Consider the following 17,963-nt stretch of genomic DNA (forward strand, 5'->3'; position numbering starts at 1 on the left):
GGTGCGGCTCGGTGGCCCGACGCAGTACGCGCACCAGCTGGAGATCCGTCCCACACTGGGCGATGGACGCATCCCCGAGGTGCCCGACGTGGCCCGCACGGTGCGGCTCTCGCGCGCCGTGCAGGGCGGCGCGGCCGTGGTTGCGGTGGCCCTCAGCGTCGCTTGCCGTAGCGGTCGGCGATCTTCTCCTCGCCGGTGAGTTCCCGGGCCGGCGCGGCCGATTCGGCCTGGGCCGCGCCGCGTTCGCGCCGGCGCTGCTGGATTTCGGCATACACGAAGTACCCCAGTCCGAGCGGGGCGACGATGCCGAACGCGATCCACTGGATGCCGTAGGACAGGAACGGCCCGGCATCGAGATGAGGCAGCGAGATCTCCCCGAGCCCACCCGGCTGGCCGCCCACCAGCTGCAGGTACGACTCCGTCAGCGGGACGCCGGTGAGCGAGGCGATCTGGTCGGGGTTGATCGAATACACCTGCTGGGCGCCCTCTTCGCCGCGGAACGGTTCCTTGCCCGGGATACGGGCTTCCGGATCACGCAGGCGCGCGGTGATCGTCACCGGACCGGTCGGCGCCGGGGCGAACTCGGGCACCTTGTTCCCGTCGATCGGCGTGATGAAGCCGCGGTTGACCAGCACCGTCGGCCCGCCGTCGACGGCGAACGGGGTGAGCACCTCGAAGGCCGGTTCGCCGTCGACCACCCGCAGCCGCACCAGCACCTCGGCCTTGGGCAGGTAGTGGCCCGTGGCGGTGACGCGTTGCCATTGCGAGTCGGGTGCGGCCGAATCTTGTTGGGGCAGAAGCGTGGTCACCGGGACGGGATCGGCCTGCAGAGAATGGCTGATCTGGTTGTTCTCGCGCGAGGTCTTGGTGTTCTTGCCCAGCTGCCACGGCGCCAGCACGGTGAAGCAGAGGTAGGCGAACGCGAGGACCACGACGAACAACGCGATCCACTGGGGTCGCAACAGGAAGGTCAATCGGCGCATCAAACTACGACTCCTCGAGAACCCTTCGGCGCGCCAGGGCGTCGTCGACCCAGGCGTGCAGCCCGGGCAGCGACGCCTCGATCACGGTGAACACGTCCTCGAAGTCGCTCTTGGCGCCGTAGTACGGATCCTCCACGTCGAGGGCGTGCGCACCCGAGCGTGGGTCGAACGAGCGCAGCATCCGCAGCCGGTCGCCCGCCACGCCCAGGTCGGTCAGGATGCGCAGGTGATTCCGGCCGAGTGCCACGACGAGGTCGGCGCCCAGGTGGTCGTCGCACACCTGAGCGGCCACGTGATCGCTGGGATAGCCGCGTTCCCGCAACACCAGGCAGGCGCGTTCGTCGGCGCCGTCACCGGCATGCCAGCCGCCGGTGCCGCCGCTGCTCACCCGGACCACCCCGGCCAGGCCGCGCTCGCTGATCTGATGGGCGAACATCTTCTCGGCCATCGGGGACCGGCAGATGTTGCCCGAGCACACGAACGTCACGTGCAGCACGGGTTCGGTGGTGACGTCAGACACCGAGCACCTCCCGGAGCGCCGCGACGGTGGCGACGTGGGCGTGCGCGCTCACCGCGGCAGGACCGGTGAAGTCGGCCGCGCCGTAGCCCCAGCCGACGACCACGGTGTCGATGCCGTGCTCGGCCGCACCCTCCACGTCGTGCATGCGGTCACCGACCATCAGCACTCGCTGCGGCAGGGGCCGCAGCTGAGCCAGCGCGTGGGCGACCACATCGGCCTTGGCCGCCCGGGTGCCGTCGGGGCTGGCCCCGGCGATCACCTCGAAGTAGCCGTCCAGGCCGAAGTGCTCAAGGATGCGCCGGGCCGTCGGCTCCGCCTTCGAGGTGGCCACCGCCAGCCGCACCCCGGCGGACTGCAGATCGGCCAGCAGGGCATCCACACCGTCGAACAGGCTGTTCATCGCCCAGCCGCGGCTCGTGTAGTCGGCGCGGTAGGCCGCGATCGCCGCGTCGGCGTCGAAGCTCGTCTCGCCCAGGCTCAGCAATCGAAGCGTCTCGTGCATCGGCGGGCCGACGATGCGCCCGGCCAGGTCACCGTCCGGTACGCCGGCACCCACGTGGGCCAGGGCATGGCGGAAACTCGACACGATTCCGGCTGCCGAATCGGTCAGCGTGCCGTCGAGGTCGAACAGCACCAGCTGCGGTCGGGTGAGTTCCAGCGTGTCAGTCACGTGCCCATTCTCCCGTATGCCGCCCGCGGTCCTCCGGATGCCCAGTTGGGGATACCGACCACTAGGGTCGTGCTGTGCTCTGCCCACCCCACGGCGGGACCCGTCCCGGCGCCCGCTACCACGGCGACCAGGCCGCATTGCCGGGCATGCTGGACTTCGCGGTGAACGTCCGGCCCGGTGGTCCGCCGGCCTGGCTGACCGATCGCCTGGCCGCGCGGCTGCCCGATCTCGGCAGCTACCCGAGCGAGGCCGATGAGCGCCGGGCTGTGGCGGCGGTCGCGGCCCGCCACCTGCGTCACCAGGACGAGGTCGTTCTGCTGGCGGGCGGGGCGGAAGGATTCGCCCTGCTGCCCGGGCTGCGGCCGAAGCTGGCCGNACTGGGATTCGGTCGGCTTGGTGTGCGGCGATCCCGGAGAACCGGTCGAATCGGTGACGATCGCGGTCGACGCCACTGAGGCCGTTGTCGACGAGGTGCCCGAGGGTGGGCTGTTGCTGGCCCACCACCCGCTGCTGTTGCGCGGGGTGGACACCGTCGCGGCCAGCACCGCCAAGGGCGCGCTGATCCACCGGATGATCCGCACCGGCCGGGCGCTGTTCACCGCGCACACCAACGCCGACTCGGCCTCGCCCGGGGTGTCCGATGCGCTGGCCGCGTCGCTCGGCCTCACCGTCGAGAGCGTGCTGTCGCCCGCGACGGCGGGGCCGGACCTGGACAAATGGGTGGTCTTCGTGCCGGATACCGATGCGGCCGCCGTGGCCGAGGCGATGTTCGACGCCGGGGGCGGGCGCATCGGCGACTATTCGCACTGCAGTTGGAGCGTGCCCGGAACCGGCCAGTTCCTGCCCCACGACGGGGCCGCCCCGGCCATCGGCGAGGTCGGGTCCGTCGAGCGGGTGGCCGAGGACCGGGTGGAGATGATTGCGCCGTCACGACTGCGAGCCACCATCCTGGCCGCGTTGCGATCGGCGCATCCCTATGAGGAACCGGCCTTCGACATCATTGCGCTCGCGCCGATCCCAGGTGAGGTGGGCATCGGCCGGATCGGTGTGCTGGACCGTCCGGAACCGTTGTCGGCCTTCGCTTCCCGGGTCCGGGCTGCCCTGCCGGCGACCTCGTGGGGGGTGCGGACGTCGGGGGATCCCGACGCCATGGTGTCGCGGGTGGCGGTGTGCGGGGGAGCCGGCGATTCACTACTGGGTGCGGTGGCCCGCGCCGGGGTACAGGCCTATGTCACATCGGATCTGCGCCACCACCCCGCCGACGAACATCGCCGCGCCTCACCGGTCGCGCTGGTCGACGTGGCGCACTGGGCCAGTGAATTCCCGTGGTGTGCCCAGGCCGCCGAGGTGTTGCGCAGGCAGTTCGGTGACGCCATCGGCGTGCGGGTGTCGGCGGTGCGCACCGATCCGTGGAACGTCGAGTGCTGACGCACGAACCAATGAACGCAGTAACAACCAGTCGCTACATGAAAGTCAGGGCATGAAAGCCGAAGTAAAACAACAACGTTCGCTTCTCGCGCTGACCGAGGTCGACGCCGAACTCGGGCGCATCGAGCATCGTGCCAAGAACCTGGCCGAGCAGAAGCAGGTCGACGAGGCTCAGGCCCAGCACGCCGCGGCCAACGACGGTTTGGCCGTCCTGGGTATCGCGCTGGAGGATCTGGATGCCCAGGTGGCCAAGCTCGAAAGCGAAATCGATTCGGTGCGTCAGCGTGAGGACCGCGACCGCGGGCTGATCGCCGGCGGCACGGTGGGCGCCAAGCAGGTTGCCGAGATCCAGCACGAGCTGGAGACATTGGAGCGTCGGCAGGCCAGCCTGGAGGACTCGCTGCTGGAACTCATGGAGCGCCGCGAGGAAATGGCGGCCCGGCAGGCCGAAGCGTTGCAGCGCATCGACGAACTGCAGACCGCATTGTCGGCGGCCCAGCAGGCCCGTGACGCCGCGCTGGTGGAGATCGACCAGTCTCGTCATCAGGCCACCACTCGCCGCGACGGGCTGGTGAACCTCATCGACCCCGAGCTCGTCGGTCTGTACGAGCGTCAGCGGGCACGCGGCGGCGCGGGCGCCGGTTTGTTGCAGGGCCGCCGCTGCGGTGCCTGCCGCATCGAGATCGACCGCGGCGAGAGCGCCCGGATCGCCGCGGCCGCCGAGGATGACGTGCTGCGCTGCCCGGAATGCGGGGCGATCCTGTTGCGGGTCAAACCATGAAACTGCTCGTCGAGGCCGACGGCGGGTCCCGGGGCAATCCGGGACCGGCGGGCTACGGCGCCGTGGTGTTCGACACCGACCACACCGCGGTGCTGGCCGAGCGCAAGGAGGCGATCGGGCGAGCCACTAACAACGTCGCCGAATACCGCGGGCTGATCGCGGGTTTGGCGGCAGCGGCCGAGCTCGGTGCCGCCGAGGTGGCGGTGTCGATGGACTCCAAGCTGGTGATCGAACAGATGTCGGGTCGCTGGCGCGTCAAGCATCCCGATCTGGTGGAGCTGCAGCGCCAGGCCGCTGAGTTGGCCGCCGGCTTCGACCGGGTCAGTTACACGTGGATTCCGCGGGCGCGCAACAGTCATGCCGATCGACTGGCCAACGAGGCGATGGATGCCGCGGCCGGGATCGTCACCGAGATGCCGGTGGCCGAATCGGCCGCCGAACCCGTCGAGGCCGAGAAGCCCACGCTGTCGGCACCTGGCTGGACCGGTGCCACCGGGGCGCCCACCCGGCTGTTGCTGTTGCGGCACGGCCAGACCGAATTGTCCGTGGCGAGGCGCTATTCGGGCCGAGGTAACCCGGCGCTGACCGAGGAGGGACGCAGGCAGGCCGATGCCGCCGCGCGCTTCCTCGGTACGCGCGGCGGCGTCGCGGCGGTGATCACCTCTCCGCTGGAGCGGGCCTACGACACCGCGACGGCGGCGGCCAAGGCGCTCGGTGTCGATGTCCGGGTCGACGACGATCTGATCGAGACAGATTTCGGCGCCTGGGAGGGGCTGACGTTCGCCGAAGCCGCGCAACGGGATCCGGAACTGCACCGGCGCTGGCTGCGGGACACCAGCGTCGAACCGCCCGGGGGAGAGAGCTTCGACGCGGTGGCGCACCGGGTTCTTCGGGCGCGCGACCGGATCATCGCCGAGTACGGGGCGACAACCGTTCTGGTGGTGTCGCACGTGACGCCGATCAAGACCGTCCTGCGGCTCGCGCTGGATGCCGGCGAGGGCATCCTGTACCGGCTGCACCTGGACCTTGCTTCACTGTCGATCGCCGAGTTCTACGCCGACGGAGGATCGTCGGTCCGGCTGGTGAACCAGACCGCCTACCTGTAGGTCAGGCGTGCAGGTGTAGCTGTTCGCCGTGCGGGCCGAAGATGGTGATCGCCTCGACCGGGCCGTCGACGACACCGAACCAGTGCGGAGTCCACGTCGAGAACTCCACCGCCTCACCGGGATTCACCACGAAATCCTGCTCGCCGAGGATCAGCCGCAGTTGCCCGGACAGCACGTACATCCAATCGCGTCCCTCGTGCACGGGGAATTCGGTGGGGGGCTTGCGGCGCTTCGCGCTGATCCGGATCTTGTAGGCGTGCAACCCGGCCGCCGGTCCGTGGCGGGTCAACGGCCAATAGGTGATGTCGTGGTGGGTGTGCGAGCTGCCGGTGACCCGGGGATCCTCGGCTTGCGGAGGGCGCAGCAACTCGTCGGTGGTCACCGACAGTGCGGTCGCCAGGCGGGGCAGGTGGTCCAGCGCCAGGCGGCGCTTGCCCGATTCCAGCCGGCTCAGCGTCGAGATGTCGATCTGGGCTCGGCGTGCGACGTCTTCCAGGGTGAGGCCGCGTTGTGCCCGCAACTCCCGTAACCGGCGCCGGACCAGGGTGTCGATGTCGCCGGCGTCATCAGCGTTTGCCTGCATGGCAAATTAGCTTGGCATTTTGGAGTCGGATTCGGCAAGCTCGAAGTCATGGACTTCGAAGCTTTGGACAAGTCATGGGATTGCGTGGTCGTCGGTGGGGGAGCCGCCGGGTTGAGCGCAGCGCTGGTGCTGGGTCGCGCCCGGCGCCGAGTGCTGCTGGTCGATGCGGGACAGCCGAGCAATCTGGCCGCGCCCGGGATCGGCGGCCTGTTGGGCAGCGACGGCCGGCCGCCCGCCGACCTCTACGGCGCGGGTCGCGACGAACTGGCGGCCTACCCCACTGTGGAGGTGCGCTCCGGTGACGTCGTGCGCGGTGAGCCCGGTTTCGTGCTCGAACTGGCCGACGGCTCCCGCGAGCGTGCCAGGACGGTGCTGCTGGCCACCGGCATGGAGTACCGGACACCGCAGATTCCCGGACTCGAAGAGCTTTGGGGCGGTTCGGTTTTCCACTGCCCGTTCTGCCACGGGTGGGAGATGCGTGATGCGCCGGTTGCGGTGATCGCACAGGGTGACCGTGCGGTGCACTCGGCGTTGATGATGCGCGGCTGGACCGAGGATCTGGTGGTGCTCACCAACGGGGACAGCGGACTGGACGAGGCGCAGATCAAGAAACTCGATGCAGCAGGGATCTCCATCGACGAACGAGCCATCGCCCGATTCGTCTCCGCGGACGGCGAATTGGCCGCCGTGGAGTTCGATGACGGCACCCGGCTGGCCCGTCGTGGTGCCCTCGTCGCCGCCACGCTGCATCAGCGCTCGGCGCTGCCCGCCCAACTGGGCGCGGTNACGTGGCAGTCGGCATCTCGGGTTCGCCAAGGCGTTGGTGTACGAGATGCCGCACACGCTGGCGGCGCTGGAGTCCGGGGTGTTGTCGGAATGGCGGGCAACCCTGATCGTGCGGGAGTCGGCCTGCCTGACGGTCGAAGATCGTCGGGCACTGGACGCCGAGATGTGCGGTGACGTCGCGAAGCTCGACGGTCTGGGCGACCGACGGATCGAGGCGGAGGCCAAGACGATCGCCTACCGGCTGGATCCGCAGGCGGTCGTTGATCGGGCGGCCAAGGCGGCCGAGGATCGAAATGTCTGGATTCGGCCGGCGCCCGACTGTATGGCACGCCTCACGGTGCTGTTGCCGGTGCAGAAGGGCGTCGGCGTCTATGCGGCGCTCAAACGGACTGCTGATACGACCTTCGACGGCCGGACGCGCGGCCAGGTGATGGCCGACACGGTGGTCGAACGGGTCACCGGCCGCCCGGCCGAGGTGCCGGAGCCGGTGGCCGTCAACCTGTCGCTGTCCGACCAGACCCTGTTGGCCGACGACGACAGTCCGGCAGTCATCGACGGTTACGGGCCGGTGCCGGCCGCCGTTGCCCGCAACCTGGTGAGAGGCGCGGTGGCCGACGAGCGTTCGCGGGCGACGCTACGGCGGCTCTACCGGCATCCCGAATCCGGTGCCCTGGTGGCGATGGAGTCGCGATCGCGGCTGTTTCCGAAGGGCCTGGCCGCGTTCATCGGGCTGCGCGACCAGGCTTGCAGGACCCCGTACTGCGATGCGCCGGTCCGGCACCGCGACCACGCCCGGCCCCACGCGGCAGGCGGGCCGACCAGTGCGCTCAACGGTCTCGGCGAGTGCGAAAGGTGCAACTACGTCAAGGAGTCGCCGGGATGGTCGGTGACGACGGCAGACGAGAACGGTGTCCACACCGCCGAATTCGTGACTCCCACCGGCGCGCGTTACCGGTCGACCGCGCTGCCGCCACCCGGGGCGATCGACAGATACGAGAGCATGACCGAGCTGAAGGTCGCGATTGAGTTCGCGCGGTGGGGGCACGCCGCTTAGTCGGTGCGCTCGGTCAGCCTGATGCTGTTGCCCGACGGGTCGCGGAAGCCCGAGTCGATGCCGTAGGGCATCTGGTGGGGAGCCTCGGTGAACTCGACACCACGAGCGGCCAGTTCCTCATAGCTCTTCTGGCAGTCGTCGGTGGTCAGAAAGACGGTGCCGGCGAAGCCTTTTGCGGCCAGATCGAGTACCTGCTTGCGGGTGTCGGCGTCCATGATGGGCGGGCCGGGTACCGCCATCAGCACGATGGTGACGTCGTCCTGGCCGGGCGGGCCGACGGTGAGCCACCGGAACGGAGCGTCGGCGTCGGGTAGCGAAACATCCTCGCGCACTTCCATTCCCACCTTCTCGGTCCAGAACTTCAGTGCGACTTCCTGATCGTGAACCCACAGGTGGGTGCTGGCGATTTTCATCATGGCGCCGACGCTACGGCCGGTCCCTACCGTCCGTCTTCTCCTGGTGTGCTGTTTTGGCACCGATGCGGGGCCGGGTGTCGCGGGCCAGGATGCAGCTGGGTATCGGCGCCCGCAGCGCGGCGGGCGGCAGGCCCGCCCGGTAGGCCGCAGGCGACTTGCCGTATGCCTTGGCGAAGGTCGTGGTGAACGACCCCACGCTGTGCAGGCCGACCATCACGCAGATGTCGGCCACGGAGCGGTCGGTGTTGCGTAACAGCGCCGCGGCCCGTTCGAGGCGCCGGGTCTGCAGGTAGGACCGCGGGGACTCCCCGAAGGTGCGGGTGAACATGCGGCTGAAGTGCGCGCGGGACAGACCGGCGGCGGCAGCCAGGTCGTCGACCGTGATCGGATCGGCGTAGCGGGCGTCGGCCAGGTCCTTGGCTCGGAGCAGATATCGGGCAGGTGGCACCCGGGGCATGAAATAAAGGGTACGGTGATCAGCGCGAACGAGTTGGCCGGGCGGCCGCGGCACCCTCGGGTGTCGAGGAAAGTCCGGACTTCACAGAGCAGGGTGATTGCTAACGGCAATCCGAGGTGACTCGCGGGAAAGTGCCACAGAAAACAGACCGCCAGAAATGGTAAGGGTGAAACGGTGCGGTAAGAGCGCACCAGCACCCCGGGTGACCGGGGTGGCTAGGCAAACCCCACCCGAAGCAAGGCCAAGAAGGCCGCAACCTGGTTGCGGCCGCGCAGGCGCCTGAGGGCTGCTCGCCCGAGCCTGCGGGTAGGCCGCTTGAGGCACCCGGCGACGGTGTGTCCAGATGGATGGTCGCCGCTTCGACGCCAGCGATGGCGACGAAGGACAGAATCCGGCTTACAGGCCAACTCGTTCGCCCCCCCGGCCCCTAGTGGGCCTTGCGAACCGCCTTGTCCAGCTTCTTGAGTGCGTCCTGCAGCGACGCCCGGGACTGCTGGGCGGTGTCGTGCTCCTGCTGATAGAGCAGCCCGTAGGTGAAGGTGTCCTCGCCGGCGGCATGGGCGGCGTCGGCCTGCGTGCTCAGGTGGGCCTTGCTCACCACGCTGTCCTGATGGTCACCCAGCAGGGTCTGGATGGTCTTGGCGCGGTCGGAGACCTTGTCCGCGCCGGTGGCTGCCGCGGTGTAACGAAGTCGCTTGGCGCCCTTACGGATTCGATGCAGCGCCTCGTCCTTCTCCTCGGCGCTCACATCGTCGGCAGCCACCGCCTCGGCGTTCTTGGCGGCCTTGCGCACGCGTTTGTACGCCGCATCGATGTTCACCGAGGCATGCGATCCGTCCGCTGACTTCGGCGGTTCGGCGCGGACGAGCTCCTCCAGCGCGTCCAGCAGCCGGAAATACCGTTGCGAGCGCATGGCCAGCAGAGAACGCCGCCAGCCCGAGGTGTACCTGCGGTTGGCGCCCTCCACCAGCCGTTGCCGCACCGGTCCGCGGATCAGCTCGGCGGGCAACTCGTCGAGGGCACGCTGATAGCGCTCGGCCAGAACCTCGGCGTCGCGCGCCACGCCCAGCACCGCGGCCAGCGCCCGCAGCTCGTCGAGCACCCAGCCGTTCTCGTCGTCGAGTCCGAACGACTCCTTGGACTCCTGCAGCAGGCTGCGGAGCTTGCGGGTGGTGACCCGCATCTGGTGCACCGAGTCGTACGCGTCGGCGCGCACCGCGCGGTCCCACACCAGCAGCTCGTCGATCTGCTCGGCGATCGCCCGGTGCACCGGATCGGCCGGGGGCTCGGGCGCGGGCGCCGTGTCCGTGCCGAGCACCTTGGCGAGCTTCGAACCGTGCCCGGCCGGCTCGGCGCCCGCGTCGGCGAGCCGGTTTGCCAGCCGGTCCATCAGGTCGTCGGGGACATCGGCGGGCAGCAGCTCCAGCTCCCACTCCCGCCAGCTCTGCTGCTCGGCTTCCGGTCCGGTGGCCGACGCGGTGACGCGGTCATCGCAGAACTCGGCCAGCGCCGTCCCGTCGGGCCCGTGCAGCACCTCGATCCGGCGCTCGGTACTGATGCGGGCCACCGGGGCGAGGGGCCGGTCCCGAACGATGGCCAGCACGATGTCGCGCAGATCCTCTGGCACCGTGTCGGTCGAGCTGCCCAGCGGGGCACGGACTTCGGTGCGGGTATCGGGGCCGGCCGGAAGCTTGAGATGCCAGCCGGCGTCGCTGCCGCCGGTGCGGCGCCGCAGCGTGATGCGATGCGCCGCCAGATCCCGGTCGGGAGTGTCGAAGTACACCGCGTCGAGATGCTGGGCTCCGGACCGGACCACCTCGGCGACGGCCGACAGACCCTCGAACGAGGGGGAGACGGTGTTCTCCGTGACCGCGAACTTGCGTTCGATTTCGGTGTACCTGGCGGTCTTGGGCTTGCCGGGGGCCATTGTCACCTTCGCTGTGCACCGGACGATCGGATGGGATCAGCGTGCCATATCCGGGCGGGCGCCATGACCGGTGCGTTGGTCACAGCAGCGTCAAGACTTGGCGCTACCGCACCGCACCCGCTGTCACGGCCGATGCCATCTCCTAGGGTTGCCGGCATGGGGGCCGACGCCAATCCGACCGCTGCCGGGCGTGGACGCCCGCGGCTGGAACGGCCGCGCCGGCCGGGCAGCACCGCTCGCGAGGAGATCCTCGATGCCGCCGCCGAGCTGTTCACCAACCACGGATACGCGAGCACCTCGACGCGGCGGATCGCCGATGAGGTCGGGGTGCGGCAGGCGTCGCTGTACCACCATTTCGCCACCAAGGACGACATCCTCGACGCGTTGCTGGCCGGCACCGTGGACGAGGCCCTGCAGCTGGGCACCCAGCTGCTGGACGGTGACGGGCCGGCCGCCCAGCGCCTGCACACGCTCGTGGTCGCGGACGCGCGCCAACTGTGCGCCGGCCGGTGGAATCTGGGTGCGCTGTATCTGCTGCCCGAGCTGCGAACCGACCGGTTCGAGCCGTTCCGTCGGCGTCGTGCCGAGCTGCGGGAGGTCTACCGGCGGCTGTCGGCCGCGGTGATCGACGAATGCGCGGGCCCGCCCGAGGCCGCCGACCTGCCGTTCCGACTCGTCGAATCGGTCACCAACAGCCGCTCCGACGACGTGGAGAGCACCCCGACGCAGCCATGGGTGATCGGGGAGGGAGCCCTGCGGATCCTCGGGTTCACCGGCGATTTCGCTGCGCTGGTCAAGGTCACCGCGGACCGGTTGGGGGTGCACCCCACCGAAACGCCGGCCCGCTAGAGTTGCCGAGCGTGACCGAGCCCACCTATGAAGCCATCTCGTTCCAGCAGTCCGGCGCCGTCGCGCACATCACGCTGAACCGCCCGGACGCCGCAAACGGCATGAACGACACCATGACTCGTGAACTTGCCGATGCGGCACGGCGCTGCGACACGCCGGGAACGAAGGCCGTGGTGCTCAGCGGTGCGGGCCGGTTCTTCTGCGCGGGCGGCGACCTGAAATCCTTCGCCACCGCGCCCGACCGCGGCCAGTTCATCAAGGGCGTCGCAGACGACCTGCACCAGGCGATCTCGTCGTTCGCCCGGATGAACGCCGTGGTGATCACCGCGGTCAACGGCACCGCCGCCGGTGCCGGGTTCAGCCTCGCGGTGGCCGGCGACCTGGTGCTGGCCGCCGAATCCGCCACGTTCACCATGGCCTACACCAAGGTGGGCCTGAGCCCGGACGGCAGCGCGTCGTACCACCTGCCCCGGCTGGTCGGGCTGCGCCGAGCCCAGGAACTGATCCTGACCAACCGGAGCCTGTCGGCCGCCGAGGCGCAGGACTGGGGACTGGTCACCGAGGTGACCGCCGCCGACCAACTGGCGGCCCGGGCCACCGAGCTCGCCGAGCAGGTCGCCGCCGGCTCCGGCGGATCCAACGGCGCGGTCAAGGCGCTGCTGGTGTCCTCGTTCAAGAACAGCCTGGAAGAGCAGATGGCGGCCGAGGGCCGGTTCATCGCCGAGCGGGCCAACTCCGCCGATGGCCGCGAAGGCGTCGACGCGTTCCTGGCCAAGCGCCGGGCCGAATTCGCCTAGTAGGAGTGCTCCTCGGCCGGGAACACCCCGGCCGCCACCTCGTCGGCGAACTGCGCTGCCGCGCGGTGCAGTTCGCCGCCCACGTCGCCGAAGCGCTTGACGAACTTGGCGGTCTTGCCGCTGGTGAGCCCGGCCATGTCCTGCCAGACCAGCACCTGCGCATCGCAATTGGGTCCGGCGCCGATGCCCACCGTCGGGATGGTGAGCTTGCCGGTGATCTGGGTGGCCAGCTCGGCGGGCACCATCTCCAGTACCACCGCGACCGCGCCGGCTTCCTGCACCGCGATCGCGTCGTGGATGGTCTGCTCGGCGGCATCGCCCCGGCCCTGGACCCGGAACCCGCCGAGGCCGTTGACGCTTTGCGGGGTGAAGCCGATGTGGGCGACCACGGGGATGCCCGCGGCGCTCAGCATCGCGATCTGATCGGCCATCCGCTCGCCGCCTTCGAGCTTGACCGCCTGCGCGCCCGTCTCCTTCATGAAGCGTGTAGCAGTCGCGAGTGCCTGCTGCGGGCTGGATTCGTAGCTGCCGAACGGCAGGTCGGCCACGACCAGGGCGTGCGGGGCGCCCTTGACCACGGCGCGCGCCAACGGGATCAGCTCATCGATCGTGATCGGCACGGTGGTGTCGTAGCCGTACACCACGTTTGCCGCCGAGTCGCCGACGAGGAGCACCGGAATACCGGCGTCGTCGAACACCCGCGCGCTGGAGTAGTCGTAGCAGGTGAGCATCGACCACTTGTGGCCTTCTGACTTCCATTTCTGCAGCGTGAGCGTGCGGACCTTGGTACGCGGCTTGGCCGGCGCGGACTCCGCGGAAGAATCGGAGGCACCATAAACAGACTGTTCAGACATCGTCGTCCCTTGTGATGGTCGGTTCGATCCTCGAGGCCGCCTTGCGGTCCCCGGGTTCGGCTGACAATCCCAAGTCTGCCACCGCGGCAGATGAAGGCAAAAGCGCCGTTTGAGTGGATTTCCTCACAGTCGGTGCCCGGAGTCCTAACATCGGCGGCATGCAACGGCTCAGTGGACTCGACGCCAGCTTCCTGTATCTCGAAACCGCGGCGCAGCCGATGCACGTGTGCTCGGTACTGGAATTGGACACGTCGACCATGCCGGGCGGCTACACCTTCGACCGGATGCGGGACGAACTGTCCTTGCGCATCAAGGCGATGCCGCATTTCCGGGAGAAGCTCGCCGACAGCCGGTTCAACCTCGATCACCCGGTGTGGGTGGAGGACAAGGACTTTGACGTCAACCGGCATCTGCACCGGATCGGGCTGCCTGCCCCCGGTGGACGCGCCGAGCTGTCCGAGATCTGCGGCCACATCGCCTCGCTGCCGTTGGACCGGACCCGGCCGCTGTGGGAGATGTGGATCATCGAGAACGTGGCGGGCACCGACGCCCAGTCGGGTGGCCGCCTGGCCCTGATGACGAAGATCCACCACGCCGGCGTCGACGGCGTGACCGGGGCCAACCTGATGTCGCAGCTGTGCACCACCGAAGCCGACGCACCGCCGCCCGATCCGGTGGACGGGGTCGGTGACGCCTCCGGCAGTGAGATCGCCATCAGCGGTGCGCTCAGGTTCGCCGCCCGCCCGCTCAAGCTCGCCAACGTCCTGCCCGCCACGGCGACGTCGGTCATCGACACGGTGCGCCGGGCCGTGAGCGGACGCGCGATGGCGGCCCCGTTCAACGCGCCGAAAACCGCGTTCAACACCAACATCACCGGTCAGCGCAGCGTCGCGTTCGCGCAGTTGAACCTCGACGACATCAAGACGGTCAAGAACCACTTCGGCGTCAAGGTCAACGACGTGGTGATGGCGCTGGTCTCGGGCGTGCTGCGGACGTTCCTGAACGACCGCGGTGAGCTGCCCGAAAGCTCCCTGGTCGCGATGGTGCCGGTGTCGGTGCACGACCGGTCCGACCGGCCCGGGCGCAACCAAGTGTCGGGCATGTTCTCCAAGCTCGAAACCAACATCGACGATCCGGCCGAGCGGCTGATGGCGATCGCCGCGTCGAATTCGGTTGCCAAACAACACAGCTCGGCGATCAGCGCGACACTGCTGCAGGACTGGACGCAATTCGCGGCACCGGCGGTGTTCGGCGCCGCGATGCGCGTCTACGCGGCCAGCCGGCTGTCCGGGGCTAAACCGGTGCACAACCTCGTCATCTCGAACGTGCCCGGGCCCCAGGAGTCGCTGTACCTGCTGGGCTGCGAGGTCAAGGCGATGTACCCGCTGGGCCCGATCTTCCACGGATCCGGCCTCAACATCACCGTGATGTCGCTGAGCGGCATGCTCGACGTCGGGATCATGTCGTGCCCGGAATTGCTGCCTGACCTCTGGGATATGGCCGACGACTTCCACGTGGCACTCGACGAACTGCTCGCCGCTACCCGATAGCGCCGCGACACTCGGGGACCAGGCCCGGCCTGCGGCGATGTCTTGTCATGGCACCATGGTCAGCCATGACGTTCAGGATCAGGTTCGGCGCGCTGCTCGCGGTCACCGCGCTGGCCGCGGCGGGGTGCACCCAGGTGGTCGACGGGCAGGCCCGGGTCGCCGTCCCACGGCCCGGTACGCCGGTGCAATGGCTGCCCTGCAACGCCGGTTCCGGTGACCACATGCAGATCCCCGACAGCGCCGAATGCGGGATGCTGTCGGTGCCGGTGAACTACGCCAACCCCGACGGCGAGGTCGCCCGGCTGGCGATGATCCGCTTCCCGGCCGCGGGTCAGAAGATCGGCTCGCTGGTGATCAACCCCGGCGGCCCCGGCGAATCCGGGGTGGAGTCGGCCGTCTCCCTGTTGCCCGGGCTGCCGCAGTCGGTCAAGGACCGCTTCGACATCGTCGGCTTCGACCCGCGCGGCGTCGGGTCCTCCACGCCCGCGCTGTGGTGCAACTCCGACGAGGACAACGATCGGCTGCGTGCGGACCCCACGGTGGAGTACACCCCCGAAGGCGTCGAGCACCTGGAGAACGAGACCAAGCAGTTCGTCCAGCGCTGCGTCGACAAGATGGGCACCGAGTTCCTGGAGAACGTCGGCACCGAGAACGTCGCCAAGGATCTGGACGCGATCCGCGTCGCGCTCGGCGACGACAAGCTGACCTACCTGGGTTACTCGTACGGCACCCGGATCGGCGCGACCTACGCCGAGCAGTTCCCGGACAAGGTCCGCGCGATGATCCTCGACGGCGCCGTCGACCCCAACGCCGATCCGGTGGAGGAAGACATCCGCCAGGCAGCGGCGTTCCAGAAGGCGTTCGACGACTATGCCGCCGACTGCGCCAAGAGCCCCGACTGCCCGCTGGGAACCGACCCGGCCAAGGCCGTCGAGGTGTACAAGAGCCTGGTCGACCCGCTCGTGCAGCACCCCGCCGAGACCCGTGATCCGCGTGGCCTGAGCTACAGCGACGCCACCGTCGGCACCATCCTGCCGCTGTACTCACCGAATCTGTGGCGGCATCTGACCGACGGCCTGAACGGGCTCAAAGAGGGCAACGGTGACGTGATGCTGGCCCTGGCCGACCTCTACATGGGCCGAGATGCCAAGGGCCACTACAACAATTCGACCGACGCGCGCGTCGCGGTGAACTGTGTCGACAAGCCGGCCATCACCGACCGGGCCACCGTGGTCGAGGAGGACCGCCGGGCCCGCGAGGTGGCGCCGTTCATGAGCTACGGCGAGTTCACCGGGCATGCGCCGCTGGGCACCTGCGCGTTCTGGCCGGTGCCGCCGACCAGTGAGCCGCACGAGATTTCGGTGAAGGGCCTGCCCCCGACGCTGATCGTCTCGACCACCAACGATCCGGCCACCCCGTACCAGGCCGGCGTCGACCTGGCGCGTCAGCTCGGCGGCACGCTGGTCACCTTCGAGGGCACCCAGCACACCGTGGTGTTCCAGGGCAACAAGTGCATCGACGACATCGCCGCCACCTACCTCGTGGACGTGACGGTGCCGCCTGCGGGCACCCGCTGCTGAGCAAGTCGCAGCGACAAGGTCACCGGATGGTCTCCGGCCGATTTCTGGTCGGCCTCAGGCGCAGCCCCGGTGGTGGCAGCCGTGCGAACATGACAGCCGTGCGGTGGGCGGGCGGGCGATGAGGGTGAGGATGCTCGCCGCGGCACTGCTCGGTGCGACCGCGGTGATGAGCCCGCTCGCAGGACCGGTTGCCGACGCTGCGCCGGGATCGGGGCCGGAATGGGGAAGTTGCGCCCAGTGGGTGCAAGAGCCGGCCGCGATCCCGACGGCGCAATGCCGCACCGTGCCGGTACCGGTGGACTGGAACTCCGCGGATCCGCAAGGCGCACAAGCGCAATTGGCGGTGATCCGGATACCGGCCACGGGTGACCGGATCGGCACGTTGATGATCAACCCGGGCGGTCCCGGCGCCTCGGCAGTGGACACCGTCGCGGGCATGGGCGCCGCACTGGCTGGCTCGCCACTCACCGATCGCTTCGATCTCGTGGGCTTCGATCCGCGCGGCGTCGGGCATTCCACACCCGAGTTGCGCTGCCGCACCGACGCCGAGATCGACGCGTACCGCCGCGAACCCATGGCCGACTACAGCCCGGCCGGGGTCGCCCACATCGAGAGCCTCTACCGTCAGTTCGCGCAGCAGTGCCTGGACCGCATGGGCGCACCGTTTCTGGCCAACGTCGGCACCGCTTCGGCGATCCGTGACATGGAAGCGGTGCGGATCGCGTTGGGGGAGGACCAGATCAACTATCTGGGGTTCTCCTACGGCACCGAGCTGGGAGCCGCCTACGCCGAACGCTACGGCGACCGGGTCCGCACCATGGTGCTCGACGGTGCCATCGACCCCAGCCTGGATCCGATCACCAAGAACGTCCGCCAGCTCGCCGGCTTCCAGAAAGCCTTCGACAGCTACGCGGCCGACTGTGCGAAATCGACGGACTGCCCGCTGGGCACCGACCCCGCCCGGTTCGTCGACCGTTTCCACCAGCTGGTGGACCCACTCGTCGCATCGCCCGGCGCCACCTCCGACCCGCGCGGGCTCGGATACGCCGACGCGATCACCGGAACCGGCAACGCGCTCTACTCCGCGCGGTACTGGCCCTACCTGACCAGCGGGCTGCTCGGACTCGCGCGCGGCACCGACGCCGGAGACCTCCTGTTGCTCGCCGACGACTATTGGCACCGCGACAGTTCTGGTCGGTACCGCAACCAGCAGGATGCGTTCACCGCGATTCGATGTGTCGACACGCCGTTCCCCACCGACCCGGCCGTGTGGGCCGACGCCGATCGACAACTTCGCGAGGCCGCCCCGTTCCTGGCCTACGGCGAATTCACCGGGTACGCGCCGCGTGACATCTGCGCGCTGTGGCCGGTGCCCGCGACGTCGGTTCCGCACCCCGTCACCGGCCCCGGACCGGGCAAGGTCGTCGTGGTCTCCACCACGGGAGATCCGGCCACGCCGTATCAGGCCGGCGTCGACTTGGCCCGGCAAATGGGAGCAGACCTGATCTCGTTCGACGGTGTCCAACACACCGTGGTGTTCAACGGGGACGCCTGCGTCGACACCGCGGTGCTGAACTTCTTGGTCAACCAAGCCTCCCCGGGCAACCTCTCCTGCTAACTCT

The 17,963-nt window shown here is 69.1% G+C and carries 15 protein-coding genes, 1 other RNA gene and 4 pseudogenes; 12 read left to right on the plus strand and 8 right to left on the minus strand.

Going from position 1 to position 17,963, the window contains the following annotated elements; all coding sequences use genetic code 11:
* A pseudogene (locus BN4332_RS33945) lies at positions 1-199 on the plus strand (cobalamin biosynthesis protein); the annotation flags it as partial.
* Here BN4332_RS33945 and BN4332_RS07045 read toward each other — a convergent pair.
* The 3 genes from BN4332_RS07045 to BN4332_RS07055 are packed head-to-tail and all read right to left on the minus strand — an operon-like array spanning position 153 to position 2,173.
* Positions 153-983 (minus strand): SURF1 family cytochrome oxidase biogenesis protein, encoded by an 831-nt coding sequence (locus tag BN4332_RS07045; RefSeq protein ID WP_066897801.1) that lies wholly within the window; start codon positions 981-983, stop codon positions 153-155. The pseudogene BN4332_RS33945 and the gene BN4332_RS07045 overlap by 47 nt on opposite strands.
* Before the next feature lie 4 nt (positions 984-987).
* Positions 988-1,503: a low molecular weight protein-tyrosine-phosphatase gene (locus BN4332_RS07050; protein WP_074133002.1), complete on the minus strand. Its 516-nt coding sequence runs from the start codon at positions 1,501-1,503 to the stop codon at positions 988-990.
* Positions 1,496-2,173 (minus strand): HAD-IA family hydrolase, encoded by a 678-nt coding sequence (locus tag BN4332_RS07055; RefSeq protein WP_066897802.1) that lies wholly within the window; start codon positions 2,171-2,173, stop codon positions 1,496-1,498. The genes BN4332_RS07050 and BN4332_RS07055 overlap by 8 nt, the downstream gene beginning before the upstream one ends.
* Before the next feature lie 146 nt (positions 2,174-2,319).
* Here BN4332_RS07055 and BN4332_RS35375 point away from each other — a divergent pair.
* From BN4332_RS35375 to BN4332_RS07070, 4 genes and pseudogenes are all read left to right on the plus strand, one after another.
* A pseudogene (locus BN4332_RS35375) lies at positions 2,320-2,553 on the plus strand (Rv2231c family pyridoxal phosphate-dependent protein CobC); the annotation flags it as partial.
* Positions 2,552-3,601, plus strand: a pseudogene (locus BN4332_RS07060) (Nif3-like dinuclear metal center hexameric protein); the annotation flags it as partial. The pseudogenes BN4332_RS35375 and BN4332_RS07060, both read left to right, overlap by 2 nt.
* Before the next feature lie 52 nt (positions 3,602-3,653).
* Entirely contained in the window at positions 3,654-4,382 is a 729-nt protein-coding gene (locus BN4332_RS07065) for a zinc ribbon domain-containing protein (RefSeq protein WP_066897803.1), read from the plus strand.
* On the plus strand, positions 4,379-5,488 hold the full coding sequence (locus tag BN4332_RS07070) for a bifunctional RNase H/acid phosphatase (protein WP_066897804.1): 1,110 nt from the start codon (positions 4,379-4,381) through the stop codon (positions 5,486-5,488). The genes BN4332_RS07065 and BN4332_RS07070 overlap by 4 nt, the downstream gene beginning before the upstream one ends.
* Position 5,489: 1 nt before the next feature.
* On the opposite strand, the gene BN4332_RS07075 is transcribed toward BN4332_RS07070, so the two are convergent.
* Positions 5,490-6,071, minus strand: a complete 582-nt coding sequence (locus BN4332_RS07075) for a type II toxin-antitoxin system RelB family anti-toxin (RefSeq protein WP_066897805.1) — start codon at positions 6,069-6,071, stop codon at positions 5,490-5,492.
* A 48-nt stretch (positions 6,072-6,119) separates the two neighbouring features.
* On the opposite strand from BN4332_RS07075, the pseudogene BN4332_RS35380 reads away from it, so the two are divergent.
* Positions 6,120-7,911, plus strand: a pseudogene (locus BN4332_RS35380) (FAD-dependent oxidoreductase).
* Here BN4332_RS35380 and BN4332_RS07085 read toward each other — a convergent pair.
* On the minus strand, positions 7,908-8,327 hold the full coding sequence (locus tag BN4332_RS07085) for a VOC family protein (RefSeq protein ID WP_066897806.1): 420 nt from the start codon (positions 8,325-8,327) through the stop codon (positions 7,908-7,910). The pseudogene BN4332_RS35380 and the gene BN4332_RS07085 sit on opposite strands and share 4 nt — an antisense overlap.
* 10 nt (positions 8,328-8,337) lie before the next feature.
* The gene (locus BN4332_RS07090) at positions 8,338-8,784 is read right to left on the minus strand and encodes a helix-turn-helix transcriptional regulator (RefSeq protein ID WP_066897807.1); all 447 of its coding nucleotides are present in this window, start codon (positions 8,782-8,784) and stop codon (positions 8,338-8,340) included.
* A gap of 29 nt (positions 8,785-8,813) precedes the next feature.
* Between BN4332_RS07090 and rnpB the strand changes: the two genes are divergently transcribed.
* An RNA gene (rnpB, locus tag BN4332_RS07095) (RNase P RNA component class A) lies at positions 8,814-9,199 on the plus strand.
* Positions 9,200-9,211: 12 nt separating this feature from the next.
* Here rnpB and BN4332_RS07100 read toward each other — a convergent pair.
* Positions 9,212-10,711, minus strand: coding sequence for a CYTH and CHAD domain-containing protein (locus BN4332_RS07100; protein ID WP_066897808.1), 1,500 nt, complete (start codon positions 10,709-10,711; stop codon positions 9,212-9,214).
* Between the two features lie 156 nt (positions 10,712-10,867).
* On the opposite strand from BN4332_RS07100, the gene BN4332_RS07105 reads away from it, so the two are divergent.
* Both BN4332_RS07105 and BN4332_RS07110 read left to right on the plus strand, forming a co-directional pair.
* A complete protein-coding gene (locus BN4332_RS07105) occupies positions 10,868-11,560 on the plus strand; it encodes a TetR/AcrR family transcriptional regulator (RefSeq protein ID WP_066897809.1) in 693 nt (230 codons plus the stop codon).
* Between the two features lie 11 nt (positions 11,561-11,571).
* Entirely contained in the window at positions 11,572-12,357 is a 786-nt protein-coding gene (locus BN4332_RS07110; protein WP_066897810.1) for an enoyl-CoA hydratase/isomerase family protein, read from the plus strand.
* Here BN4332_RS07110 and panB read toward each other — a convergent pair.
* A complete protein-coding gene (gene panB, locus BN4332_RS07115) occupies positions 12,354-13,211 on the minus strand; it encodes a 3-methyl-2-oxobutanoate hydroxymethyltransferase (protein WP_066897811.1) in 858 nt (285 codons plus the stop codon). The genes BN4332_RS07110 and panB overlap by 4 nt on opposite strands.
* A gap of 158 nt (positions 13,212-13,369) precedes the next feature.
* Here panB and BN4332_RS07120 point away from each other — a divergent pair, with 158 nt between their 5' ends.
* The 3 genes from BN4332_RS07120 (at position 13,370) to BN4332_RS07130 (ending at position 17,959) form a co-directional block, all read left to right on the plus strand.
* The gene (locus BN4332_RS07120; RefSeq protein ID WP_066897812.1) at positions 13,370-14,761 is read left to right on the plus strand and encodes a WS/DGAT/MGAT family O-acyltransferase; all 1,392 of its coding nucleotides are present in this window, start codon (positions 13,370-13,372) and stop codon (positions 14,759-14,761) included.
* 65 nt (positions 14,762-14,826) lie between these two features.
* Entirely contained in the window at positions 14,827-16,341 is a 1,515-nt protein-coding gene (locus BN4332_RS07125) for an alpha/beta hydrolase (RefSeq protein WP_200820274.1), read from the plus strand.
* Positions 16,342-16,459: 118 nt separating this feature from the next.
* Positions 16,460-17,959 (plus strand): alpha/beta hydrolase, encoded by a 1,500-nt coding sequence (locus tag BN4332_RS07130; RefSeq protein WP_066897814.1) that lies wholly within the window; start codon positions 16,460-16,462, stop codon positions 17,957-17,959.
* The last annotated feature ends 4 nt before the right edge of the window (positions 17,960-17,963 follow it).

Origin of the sequence: Mycolicibacterium houstonense (assembly GCF_900078665.2) — a bacterium.
In the GTDB taxonomy this organism is placed as follows: domain Bacteria; phylum Actinomycetota; class Actinomycetes; order Mycobacteriales; family Mycobacteriaceae; genus Mycobacterium; species Mycobacterium houstonense.